The sequence below is a fragment of the Pseudomonas sp. P116 genome, assembly GCF_020149425.1.
GTDB classification, from domain to species: domain Bacteria; phylum Pseudomonadota; class Gammaproteobacteria; order Pseudomonadales; family Pseudomonadaceae; genus Aquipseudomonas; species Aquipseudomonas anatoliensis.
Map to the genome: position 1 here is coordinate 147588 of NZ_JACVHB010000006.1, position 12170 is coordinate 159757.

Sequence of the window (12170 nt, forward strand, 5' to 3'; positions counted from 1 at the left end):
CTTAATTCAACGGATGTTGGCGCAGAAAATCGGCGGCAACAGCAGATGGGCTTTCGTGATCGACATCGACCCGCGCGTTGAGCTGGCGCATGGTTTCGTCATCGAACAGTTCGGCCAGTGGCTTGAGCTGCTCGGCCAGTTTCGGGTTGGCGTCCAGCGTTGCCTGACGCACCACCGGTGCGGCGGTGTAGTCGGGGAAGTAGTGCTTGTCGTCTTCCAGCAGCTTCAGGCCGAAGGCATTCAAGCGACCGTCGGTGGTGTAGACCAGACCGGCAAACACTTGGCCGTTGCGCAGCGCCGTATAGACCAGTCCCGCATCCATCTGCCGAATGTTTTTGCGGCTGAGGTTCATGTCGTAGAGCTTGACCATGCCGAGCAGGCCGTCGGAACGATTGGCGAACTCGGTGTCGAGTGCGACCAGGTGATTGGTCTTCGCTTCAGCCTGCAACACCTCGTTCAACTGACTGATGTTGTTGATCTGCGGATATTGCTCGGCGACTTTTTTTGGCAGCGCGAGGGCGTAGGTGTTGCTGAATTTCGACGGAGTCAGCCAGATAAGGCCTTTTTTCGCGTCGAGTTCTTTCACCCGGGCGTAGGACTGAGCGCTGTCGAGTTTTTCGGTGACATGGTTATAGGCCACCAGCGACACGCCGGTGTATTCCCAGAGCATGTCCAACTGGCCACTTTCGTGGGCGCTGCGGGCCAGGTTGCTGCCCAGACCGCCGGTGATCTGCGCGTCGTAGCCTTTGCTGCGCAGGTATTGCGCGGTGATTTCGGCGAGCAGGGTCTGCTCGGTGAACACGCGGGCGCCGAGGCGGATAACCGGTTTGTCGGCGGCTTGTGCGATTCCTGCGAACAGCAGGACGCAGCCTAAGATAAAGCTAAGTCGTTTCATGTGAATTCCTTTGCCGAGGCCTTAAGACGGGCGCAAACCGCGTTCCAGCCAGAGACGGCTGGCGAGGGTGACCACGCCATCGAGCAGCAGGGCCAGCAGCGCGGTGCACGCGGCGCCGAGCAGCAGTTGCGGCTGATTGTTCAAGGCGATGCCAGGGAAAATCAGGCTACCGAGGCTGTTGGCGCCGATCAGGAACGCCAGTGGCGCCGTCCCGACATTGATCGCCAAGGCCACACGCACGCCACCGACAATGATCGGCACGGCGTTGGGCAGTTCGACCTGCCACAGCACCTGACGCGGGGTCATGCCGATGCCGACGGCCGCTTCCTTGAGCGAACCCTGGACGTTTTTCAGGCCTTCATAGGTGTTGCGCACGATCGGCAACAGGGAAGCGAGGAACAAAGCGAAGATCGCCGGGCCACTGCCGATGCCCAGAATCCCCAGGGCGATCGCTAGTACGGCCAGCGGCGGCACGGTGTTGCCGATATTGAAGATCTGCATGAAGCGTTCAGCGCGGCCAACCATGGTCGGGCGACTGAGAAAGATGCCGGCGGGGATGCCCACGACAAGGGCGGCCAGCATTGAAGCGAGGACAAGAATCAGATGAGCTTGCAGGTAAAACAACAAATCGTCGCGGTAGTGTTCGATCGTGTTGATGCCGATCCAGTGGACCAGCAGGGCCAGGAGCGCGATTACCACCGCACCTCCCATCAGCCCTTTGCCATAGCGGATAGCCACAGGCGGACTCCTTTTTTATAGTCGGCGAACGCCGTCGCATGCCATGCCTGGCTGCCGGGAATAAACGTTCGCGAGAAGCAGCTCCCTCAGCACCGGCAAAAAGCGGTCTGAAAGCGAGCCATGAGCGCAGCCTCGTCAGGCTAACTTGCTGATTTTTCAGCCCCTGACGAAAATTCGTAACAGGGGATGGACGTCTCCGAGCGCTGAAAGGTTCCCACATAAGATGCCATCTGGCCACCTGTAGGAGCTGCCGAAGGCTGCGATCTTTTGACTTTGTTCTAGCGCAACAGATCAAAAGATCGCAGCCTGCGGCAGTTCCTACAGGGCTTGCGGGGCCGAGGGACGGTGGTTCGGCGGTCACATTTTAAGCTATACTCGGCGCCCTTTTTTGAATCACCGCCAGGCGATTTCCCATGACCAACCAGGCCGCCGAAGTCGCGAAACGCCGCACTTTCGCAATTATTTCCCACCCCGATGCCGGTAAGACGACGATCACCGAGAAGCTCCTGTTGATGGGCAAGGCGATTGCGATTGCGGGCACGGTGAAATCCCGTAAATCCGACCGCCATGCGACATCCGACTGGATGGAGATGGAGAAACAACGGGGTATTTCCATTACCACGTCGGTCATGCAGTTCCCGTATCGCGACCACATGGTCAACCTGCTCGATACCCCGGGCCACGAAGACTTCTCCGAAGATACCTATCGCACCCTGACGGCGGTGGACTCGGCATTGATGGTCCTCGACGGCGGTAAAGGTGTCGAGCCGCGTACGATTGCGCTGATGGACGTCTGCCGTCTGCGTGACACGCCGATCGTCAGCTTCATCAACAAACTCGACCGCGACATCCGCGATCCGATTGAGCTGCTCGACGAGATCGAAGCCGTCCTCAAGATCAAGGCTGCGCCGATCACCTGGCCGATCGGTTGCTACCGCGATTTCAAAGGCGTGTATCACCTGGCCGACGACTACATCATTGTCTACACCGCCGGTCACGGTCACGAACGCACCGAAACCAGGATCATCGAGAAGCTCGACTCCGACGAGGCGCGCGCGCATCTGGGCGACGAGTACGATCGTTTCGTCGATCAGCTGGAACTGGTGCAGGGTGCCTGCCACGAATTCAACCAGCAGGAATTCCTCGACGGTCAACTGACCCCGGTGTTCTTCGGTACCGCGCTGGGCAACTTCGGTGTTGACCACGTGCTCGACGCCGTTGTCGATTGGGCGCCGCGTCCGCTGGCCCGTGTCGCCAACGAGCGCACCGTGGAGCCGGTTGAAGAGAAGTTCTCGGGCTTCATCTTCAAGATCCAGGCGAACATGGACCCGAAACACCGCGACCGCATCGCCTTCATGCGCATTTGCTCCGGCAAGTACGAGAAAGGCATGAAGATGCGCCACGTGCGCACCGGCAAGGACGTGCGCATCGGCGATGCCCTGACATTCTTCTCCTCCGAGCGTGAGCAACTGGAAGAGGCGTTTGCCGGCGACATCATCGGCCTGCACAACCACGGCACCATCCAGATCGGCGACACCTTCAGCGAAGGCGAAGCCCTGAGCTTCACCGGCATCCCGCACTTCGCCCCGGAACTGTTCCGCCGCGTACGCCTGCGCGATCCGCTGAAATCCAAGCAACTGCGCCAAGGCTTGCAGCAGTTGGCCGAAGAGGGCGCCACCCAGGTGTTCTTCCCGGAGCGCAGCAACGACATCATCCTCGGCGCCGTCGGTGTGCTGCAGTTCGATGTGGTCGCCAGCCGCTTGAAAGAGGAATACAAGGTTGAGTGCTCGTACGAGCCGATCACCGTGTACTCCGCACGCTGGATCGAATGCAGCGACAAGAAGAAGCTTGAGGAGTTCTCCAACAAGGCTGTAGAAAACCTTGCAGTCGACGGCGGCGGTCACCTGACCTACCTCGCCCCGACCCGGGTTAACCTGGCCCTGATGGAAGAGCGCTGGCCGGACGTGAAATTCCGTGCGACGCGTGAGCATCACTAACGATCAGTGTCGCTTATTGACCCTCGATACTTAAGACGTGCAAAAAAACCCACAGAATTTCTCTGTGGGTTTTTTTTTGTGCCTCGAAAAGGGACGAAGGCACAGTGTGGCAGATTTAAACTTGTGATCGTATGTTCTGCTCTTTGTCAACTGTCAGGTCTTACAGTGGTGGCTGTGTTTTTTCCATTGTATAAAAGTGTTAGAGGAATTTTTTCTCTAACACTTGGAAGGAGGTGGGTATGTTGCCAGTACAACAAATGACCAAAATATCTGGAACAATTCGGTTCACCGTGGATAAGAGTGAATTTATTGCCAATGAGCTGCTCGGTCATATGGCGGAGGATGGGGGGCTCCAGATAATTGGAAGGTACGGAGATATCGGTGTCGGGTTCAATTACAGAAACGATGGTCCTACCGGGGAAGTATCAGCGGAGTTTGGCGTTGGCGATGGGCGTTTTGCGAATGCTGTCTTGGACAACTGGGAGGAAGGTTATAGCTGGTATTCAATATCTGGAAACTACAAGGGTAATATTGATTTTAAAGAAAGTAGTGTGAGGCTTACTTTTAAAAGTATCGTAAGGAACGATGATGATTGGACACAAACGAAAGAAATAAGTGCAGATATAAACGTAAGGTTTGAACAGTAGTCAGCTGGAAAGAAGATGGTCATTTTGAAGTTGCGAATAGACCCCCCTACGAAAGCAGTGGGGTTTATTTGTTGACAGCGTGGCAATCTTCTTCGGTAGTGAAATTCGATATAGACGTTATCGCCAATGGATCTGCATTCTCAAGGCATTTTCCCTCATTCTGAGACGTCCTATCAGATGAACACTGCTGATCGGAACTTTTTTAACTTGATCAGCATTTGTGTCGCACCTGCACAGGATGGAATCGATCATGAGAAACAGATTGCTACGCGTTTTGTTGCTGTTGAAAGTGATGGTCCTGCTGTCTCTCGGCACCGCAACGGCCTGGGCCGAGTGCGAGGATCATGATTCCCAGGCCTTCAACGGGCAGGTGGGGCATAGCGGGCTGATGCTCGCCAAGTCTGAATCCGAGCCGGGCGATCAGGGGCAGGGTGGAACCGCTGATGACGATGATTCGATGACAGACGAGCCGGACTCTGACGATCCGGACGAAGGCGATAGCCAGACGTAGATTGCAGGCAAAGAAAAACCCCGTCTGCCTCCACTGATGCACAGTCGATGTAGAAGGGGTCTGGTTAACACTCACTCTATGTGAAATGCGATCCCTGTAGGAGTGAGCCTGCTCGCGATAGCGGTCGTTCAGTCAATGAAGATGTTGACTGGGACAACGCCATCGCGAGCAGGCTCACTCCTACAGTTTTTGCATCAGACTCGGGAAATGCTTACGCCGCACCATCAAGGAACTGCTCGGCGTAGTGGCAAGCCACCTGCCGATTGTCGAGCAAGCGCAATGCCGGCTCTTCAGTGCTGCAACGCTCGGTCGCGTACGGGCAGCGCTTGTGGAAAGCGCAGCCCGGTGGCGGGTTCAGCGGGTTGGGCAGTTCGCCGACGATCTTGATTTTCGACTTGTTCGGGTCCGGGTGGATGGTCGGGGTCGCCGACAGCAGCGCCTGGGTGTACGGGTGAAGAGGGCGTTCGTAGATGTCGTTCTTCGGGCCCATTTCCACCGGGCGACCGAGGTACATCACCATCACGTCATCGGCCACGTGTTGCACCACCGCGAGGTTGTGCGAGATGAACACGTAAGCGGTGTTGAACTCCTGCTGCAGATCCATGAACAGGTTCAGCACCTGCGCCTGAATCGACACGTCGAGCGCCGAGGTCGGTTCGTCCGCCACCAGCACTTTCGGTTGCAGCATCATCGCCCGAGCCAACGCAATACGCTGGCGCTGACCACCGGAGAACATGTGCGGATAACGCTGATAATGCTCAGGACGCAAGCCGACCTGCTTCATCATCGCCTGGACTTTCTCGCGGCGTTCGGCGGCGGACAGGCTGGTGTTGATCAGCAATGGCTCAGCCAGTTGATCACCGACTTTCTGCCGTGGGTTCAACGAGGCGTACGGGCTCTGGAAGACCATCTGCACGTCTTTGCGCAGTTGCTTGCGCTGGGCCTTGTCGGCGCCGGCTACTTCTTGCCCGGCGATTTTCAGCGAGCCGGACGACGGCTCCTCAATCAGGGTCAGGGCACGCGCCAAAGTGGATTTGCCGCAACCCGACTCGCCTACAACCGCGAGAGTCTTGCCGGCTTCCAGTTCGAATGACACGCCGTTAAGCGCGCGCACGGTCGCGTGGCCCTTGAACAGGCCACGGGACACTTCGTAGTGACGGGTCAGGTCGCGGGCGGTAAGTACGACGGCCATTACGCCACCTCCTGGTTCAGCGGGTAGAAGCAGCGGGCGAGGCTGTGGCTTTTCGGATCAAGGGTCGGACGCTGCGCGCGGCAACTTTCCTGCACGTACGGGCAGCGCGGCGACAACAGGCAACCCTGCGGACGGTCGTAACGGCCCGGGACGATGCCCGGCAGTGTCGCCAGACGGTCGGCGCCCTGGCTGTGTTCCGGAATCGCCTTGAGCAGCGCTTCGCTGTACGGGTGCGCCGGTATGTCGAAGAGTTGCGGCACTTGGCCGACTTCAACCGCTTGGCCGGCGTACATCACGCACACCCGTTGGGCGGTTTCAGCGACGACCGCGAGGTCGTGAGTGATCAGCACCAGGCCCATGTTCTGCTCTTTCTGCAACGCCAGCAGCAGATCCATGATCTGTGCCTGAATCGTCACGTCGAGTGCAGTGGTCGGTTCATCGGCGATCAGCAGTTTCGGCTCACCGGCAATTGCCATGGCGATTGCAACGCGCTGGCTCATACCACCGGACAGTTGATGCGGGTAGGCGTCCATACGGCTGGCCGCGCCCGGGATTTCAACTTTTTCCAGCAGTTCGATGGCGCGTTTGCGTGCTTGCTTGCTGGACATTTTCAGGTGCAGGCGCAGCACTTCTTCGATCTGGAAACCGACGGTGTAGCTCGGGTTGAGCGCAGTCATCGGGTCCTGAAAGACCATCGCCAGGTCTTTACCGACGATCTGCCGACGCTGACGGTTGCTCAGCTTGAGCATGTTCTTGCCGTCGAAATTCAGCGCATCGGCGGTGACGATCCCCGGGTGTTCGATCAGGCCCATCAGCGCCATCATGGTCACGGATTTGCCCGAACCGGACTCGCCCACGATCGCCAGCACCTCGCCCTTGTCGACGCTGATGTCGAGGCCATCGACCACCGGCACAGCGTTCTTGTCGCCGAAACGAACGTTGAGATTCTTGATTTCCAACAGTGACATTTGAATCTCCTCAGGCGGCATTCTTGAGTTTCGGGTCCAGCGCATCGCGCAGACCGTCGCCCATCAGGTTGATTGCCAGCACGCTGAGCAAAATGGTCAAACCAGGCAGGCTCACCACCCACCAGGCGCGTTCGATGTAGTCGCGGGCCGAGGCCAGCATGGTGCCCCACTCAGGGGTTGGCGGTTGTACGCCAAGACCGAGGAAGCCCAGGGCAGCGGCATCGAGAATCGCCGAAGAGAAACTCAGGGTTGCCTGAACGATCAGCGGTGCCATGCAGTTCGGCAGCACGGTGATGAACATCAGGCGTGGCAGACCGGCACCGGCCAGGCGCGCGGCGGTCACGTAGTCGCGGTTCAGTTCGCCCATCACCGCAGCGCGGGTCAGACGTACATACGACGGCAGGGACACCACAGCAATGGCGATCACGGTGTTGATCAGGCCAGGGCCGAGGATGGCGACAATCGCCACAGCCAGCAGCAAGGACGGCAGGGCCAGCATGATGTCCATCAGACGCATGATGGTCGGGCCAATCATCTTCGGGAAGAAACCGGCGAACAGACCGAGCAGAATCCCCGGGATCAGCGACATCACGACCGACGACAAGCCGATCAGCAGCGACAGGCGCGAACCCTGGATCAGACGCGACAGCAGGTCACGGCCCAGTTCATCGGTGCCGAGCAAAAATTGCATCTGCCCGCCTTCAAGCCACGCCGGTGGCGTCAGCAGGAAGTCGCGGTATTGCTCGCTCGGGTTATGCGGCGCCACCCAAGGGGCGAACAGCGCGCAGAAAATCACCAGCAACATGAACATCAGGCCGGCAACGGCACCTTTGTTCTTGGAAAACGCTTGCCAGAATTCTTTGTACGGGGACGGATACAGCAGGCTTTGATCGACTGCTACCGCTTGATTTTGAGTTGAAGCTGGAGTGGTCATGGTCATGATCTCAGCGCTGATGACGGATGCGTGGGTTGGCAAAGCCGTAGAGGATATCCACCACGAAGTTGACCAGAATCACCAGGCAGGCGATTAACAGGATGCCGTTTTGCACGACCGGATAGTCCCGGGCGCCGATGGCTTCAATCAGCCATTTGCCAATGCCGGGCCAGGAGAAAATGGTTTCGGTCAGGACAGCACCGGCCAGCAAAGTACCGACTTGCAGACCCACAACCGTCAGCACCGGAATCAGCGCGTTACGCAGACCGTGGACGAACACTACGCGCGATGGCGACAGGCCCTTGGCCTTGGCGGTACGGATGTAGTCTTCGCGCAGCACTTCGAGCATCGACGAACGGGTCATCCGCGCGATGACGGCCAGCGGGATGGTGCCGAGCACGATGGCCGGCAGGATCAGGTGATGCAGGGCATCGAGGAACGCGCCCATGTCATCGGCCAGCAGCGTATCGATCAGCATGAAACCGGTGCGTGGCTCGATGTCGTAGAGCAGGTCGATCCGCCCGGATACCGGCGTCCAGCCCAGGCTCACCGAGAAGAACATGATCAGGATCAGGCCCCACCAGAAGATCGGCATCGAATAACCCGCGAGGGAGATGCCCATCACCCCATGGTCGAATAATGATCCTCGCTTGAGTGCCGCAATCACCCCGGCCAGAAGGCCCAGAATGCCGGCGAACAGCAGGGCGGCCATGGACAGTTCCAGGGTCGCCGGGAAAAGAGAGGTGAACTCGGTCCATACGCTCTCACGAGTACGCAGGGATTCGCCGAGATCGCCTTGGGCCAGTTTGCCGATGTAGTCCAGGTACTGGGCATACAACGGTTTGTTCAGACCTAGGCGTTCCATTGCCTGAGCGTGCATTTCGGGGTCGACCCGACGTTCGCCCATCATCACTTCCACGGGGTCGCCAGGAATCATGCGAATCAACGCGAAAGTCAGCAGGGTGATGCCGAAAAACGTGGGGATCAACAACCCCAGTCGGCGGGCAATAAAACTAAACATCTTGTGTGGTACCTCATCAGCCGGTTAGGCGTGCCCGGCTTCCCTGGGATCAGGGAGGCCGGGAGTTTCTTATCTACTTCACCTGGGTGGTGGCGAAGTTATTAGTTGTCAGGGGGCTGATGTGATAGCCCTCTACGTTGTTGCGCATTGCAGTAAACATACGGGTGTGGGCCATGCTGATCCATGGTTGATCCTGGTTAAAGATCACCTGGGCTTGTTCATACAGCTTGGCGCGTTCGGCCGGATCTACTTTAGCCCGTGCTTCGTCGATCAGTGCCTGGAATTTCTCGTTGCACCAGCGCGCGTAGTTTTCGCCGTTCTTGGCGGCTTCGCAACTGAGCATAGGCGTCAGGAAGTTATCCGGGTCGCCGTTGTCACCCGCCCATCCGGCCGAGACCATGTCGTGCTCGCCGGCCTTGGCGCGTTTAAGCATTTCGCCCCATTCCATGACGCGGATGTCGATCTTGATCCCGACTTTCGCCAGGTCAGCCTGCATCATCTGCGCGCCAAGCATCGGGTTCGGGTTGGTCGGGCCGCCGCCGTTGCGGGTAAACAGGGTAAACACGGTGCCTTCCGGTACCCCGGCTTCCTTGAGCAGGGCGCGAGCCTTGTCGAGGTCACGTGGCGGGTTCTTCAGCTCGGTGTTGTAGCCGAGCAGGGTGTCCGGGTACGGGTTGACCGCGACGGTCGCATTGCCCTTGCCGAACAGCGCATTGACGTAAGCGGCTTTGTCGAAGGCGATGTCGATCGCCTTACGCACGCGCACGTCGCTCATGTATTTGTGCTGGGTGTTCATGGCGATGTACGAAACGGTCATCGCGTTCAGCTCATCAACCTTCAGATTGCTGTCTTTCTTGATGCTCGGGATGTCATCCGGTTTCGGATACAGCGCGATCTGGCACTCGTTGGCCTTGAGCTTTTGCAGGCGCACGTTGTTGTCGGTGGCGATCGCCAGAATCAACGCGTCGGCTGGTGGCTTGCCACGGAAGTACTCGGCGTTGGCCTTGAAGCGCACCTGCGCGTCTTTGGCGTAGCGCTGGAAGACGAACGGGCCGGTGCCGACAGGCTTGTTGTTGAGATCGCCGGTCTTGTTGGCCTTGAGCAACTGATCGGCGTACTCGGCGGAGTAGATCGCGGTGAACGGCATGGCCACATCGGCAAGGAACGGTGCTTCGCGGCGGGTCAGGGTGAACTTGACGGTGTTGTCGTCAACCTTTTCCACGTTCTTGAGCAGTTCCTTGAAGCCCATGCTTTCAAAGTACGGGAAGCCCACGCTCGATAGTTTGTGCCACGGGTGATTCGGGTCCAGCTGACGCTGGAAGCTCCAAAGCACATCGTCGGCATTCATGTCACGGGTCGGCTTGAAGTATTCGGTGGTGTGAAACTTGACGCCTTTGCGCAGGTGGAACGTGTACGTCAGACCGTCATCGCTGATTTCCCAGGAGTCGGCCAGCGCAGGGACCACTTCGGTGGTGCCAGGCTTGAAGTCGACCAGACGGTTGAAGATCGTTTCGGCCACCGCATCGGCAGTGACTGCAGTTGTGTACTGGACCATGTCGAAGCCTTCCGGACTGGCTTCGGTGCAGACCACCAAGGGTTTGGCCGAGACGCCGATGGCGGCGCTCAACAACGCGGCAGCGACGGCCGCACGTAGGGGAAGCATTTTCATCGATAACCCTCTGCAATCGGTTGAAGACAAAAAACCGAACGGCCGACTCATCATGAGTCAGCCGTCGGTTGGCGTTTTTACAGGATGTTGAATGGAACTGTGGTCACGAGACGGAACTCGTTGATGCTGCCGTCGGACTGGTTTTCACTGGCGCGGTGGGTGGTGTAGGTCGCGCGAATAGTGGTGGCCTTGAGCGGGCCGCTTTGCACGGCGTACGAGGAGCCGATGCCGTATTCGTAATGGTGTTCGCCGTCCATTTTGTTCACGTCGTAAGCGGTACCGACGTAGTGAGTACCGTCGATGCCCCAGCCGCGAGCGCTATAGGCGTTGAACTTCAGGCCAGGAATACCGTACTCGGCCATGTTGATGCCGTAGGCAATCTGGAAGGACTTCTCGTTCGGTCCGTTGAAGTCCGACAGCAGGGAGTTGGCCAGGTAGATGCCGTTGGTTTCGTGCAGGTAGTCGAAGTACTCGTTACCGTTCACTTCCTGATACGAGAAGGTCAGGCTGTGCGCCTGGTGAGTCAGACCGAACGACAGCGAGTAGGTGTCGTTGTCGATCTGGCCCATCAACCTTTTGCCTTCGTCGACGGTCTTGTAGTAGTTCAGGCCGGTGGTCAGGCTCAGTACCGAGCTGTCGCCCAGTTCGTGAGTGGCGCCGAAGTAGTACTGGTTCCAGAAGTCTTCAGCCTGGGTTGCGTAGAGGCTGGTTTTCAGGCTCTTGAGCGGCTGATAGTTCACGCCGGCGGTGTTGACGTGGTCGGTTTCAACACCGGTGTTGCTGTATTCGGTACGGAACTTCGACAGGCTCTGCTCGGTACGTGGCGACACGCGGTCGAACGTGGCGAGGTCGAACGACAGGTTATCGAATTCTTCACTGTGGATCGCTACACCTTCGAAGCTCGAAGGCAGCGGACGGTTGCCGATGACATCGACGATCGGGCTGCTGAAGTTCATGCGGCCGGCGGTCAGGGTGGTGTTTGAGATACGCGCCTTGACGTTGGCCAGGCCGAGTTTGCTCCACTGATCGACTGCGTCGCCGTTGGAGTGGGCGAGGGTACGGTTGGAACCGCCCTTGATGTCCTCGCGGCTGCGATCCAGTGCGATGGCGTTGTAAGCCGCCACTTCGGTACTGATACCCACGGTGCCTTGGGTGAAGCCCGAGGTGTAGTTCAGGATGGTGCCCTGAACCCAGTTGATCCGGCGCGAACCGGTCAGGGTTTCGCCGTGGCGCTCGTAATTGAAGGTGCCGCCGCGCTGCTTGTCTTCGTTGGCGTACCAGTTACGGGTCGAACCCGACAGGCTTTGGCCATCGATGAAGCCTTTGGCTTCGGATTGGGCGCTGGTGCTGGCCAGTTGCGTTGGAACGAATGCCTGGCTGACGCTTTCAGCATGGGCTCCGGCGGTGATGCTGCTTATGGCCAGGGCCAGTATCGCGGTGCTGCTCAGTTTCATGGGTGAAGCTCCTTTACTTTCTTTTTATGCCGGCTTTTTTGGGTTGGCCGGTTATTGGTTTAGAACTCATTCACACATCGCAAACGTTTGCAAAAAGCCTATTGGCGAATTTAGGCAAAGCGCTTGCGTGAGGGGGTAGACATT

General features: G+C 58.2%; 11 protein-coding genes. 3 read left to right on the top strand and 8 right to left on the bottom strand.

The window, feature by feature from the left end; translation table 11 throughout:
- Position 1 precedes the first annotated feature (1 nt).
- Together ICA15_RS20795 and ICA15_RS20800 are read right to left on the bottom strand one after the other, a co-directional pair.
- Positions 2–895: a glycine betaine ABC transporter substrate-binding protein gene (locus ICA15_RS20795; RefSeq protein WP_150595073.1), complete on the bottom strand. Its 894-nt coding sequence runs from the start codon at positions 893–895 to the stop codon at positions 2–4.
- A gap of 21 nt (positions 896–916) precedes the next feature.
- On the bottom strand, positions 917–1606 hold the full coding sequence (locus ICA15_RS20800) for an ABC transporter permease (RefSeq protein WP_169432591.1): 690 nt from the start codon (positions 1604–1606) through the stop codon (positions 917–919).
- Positions 1607–2046: 440 nt separating this feature from the next.
- On the opposite strand from ICA15_RS20800, the gene ICA15_RS20805 reads away from it, so the two are divergent.
- The 3 genes from ICA15_RS20805 to ICA15_RS20815 all read left to right on the top strand — a co-directional run bounded on the left by ICA15_RS20805 (position 2047) and on the right by ICA15_RS20815 (position 4788).
- A complete protein-coding gene (locus ICA15_RS20805) occupies positions 2047–3630 on the top strand; it encodes a peptide chain release factor 3 (RefSeq protein ID WP_042557621.1) in 1584 nt (527 codons plus the stop codon).
- Positions 3631–3869: 239 nt separating this feature from the next.
- Complete coding sequence (locus ICA15_RS20810; RefSeq protein ID WP_210554511.1) at positions 3870–4277, top strand: hypothetical protein; 408 nt, start codon at positions 3870–3872, stop codon at positions 4275–4277.
- A gap of 250 nt (positions 4278–4527) precedes the next feature.
- Positions 4528–4788, top strand: a complete 261-nt coding sequence (locus ICA15_RS20815; RefSeq protein WP_150617114.1) for a hypothetical protein — start codon at positions 4528–4530, stop codon at positions 4786–4788.
- Between the two features lie 211 nt (positions 4789–4999).
- On the opposite strand, the gene ICA15_RS20820 is transcribed toward ICA15_RS20815, so the two are convergent.
- From ICA15_RS20820 to ICA15_RS20845, 6 genes are all read right to left on the bottom strand, one after another.
- On the bottom strand, positions 5000–5980 hold the full coding sequence (locus ICA15_RS20820) for a peptide ABC transporter ATP-binding protein (protein WP_210554512.1): 981 nt from the start codon (positions 5978–5980) through the stop codon (positions 5000–5002).
- A complete protein-coding gene (locus ICA15_RS20825; RefSeq protein WP_042557624.1) occupies positions 5980–6948 on the bottom strand; it encodes an ABC transporter ATP-binding protein in 969 nt (322 codons plus the stop codon). Before ICA15_RS20825 ends, ICA15_RS20820 begins: the two co-directional genes overlap by 1 nt.
- A 10-nt stretch (positions 6949–6958) precedes the next feature.
- A complete protein-coding gene (locus ICA15_RS20830) occupies positions 6959–7888 on the bottom strand; it encodes an ABC transporter permease subunit (protein ID WP_390896398.1) in 930 nt (309 codons plus the stop codon).
- Between the two features lie 4 nt (positions 7889–7892).
- Complete coding sequence (locus tag ICA15_RS20835) at positions 7893–8903, bottom strand: ABC transporter permease subunit (protein ID WP_042557626.1); 1011 nt, start codon at positions 8901–8903, stop codon at positions 7893–7895.
- 73 nt (positions 8904–8976) lie between these two features.
- Positions 8977–10572 carry an ABC transporter substrate-binding protein gene (locus ICA15_RS20840; RefSeq protein WP_150604439.1) on the bottom strand — a complete coding sequence of 532 codons (1596 nt, stop codon included), beginning with the start codon at positions 10570–10572 and terminating at the stop codon, positions 8977–8979.
- 77 nt (positions 10573–10649) lie between these two features.
- Entirely contained in the window at positions 10650–12026 is a 1377-nt protein-coding gene (locus tag ICA15_RS20845) for an OprD family porin (RefSeq protein ID WP_150617116.1), read from the bottom strand.
- Positions 12027–12170 lie beyond the last annotated feature (144 nt).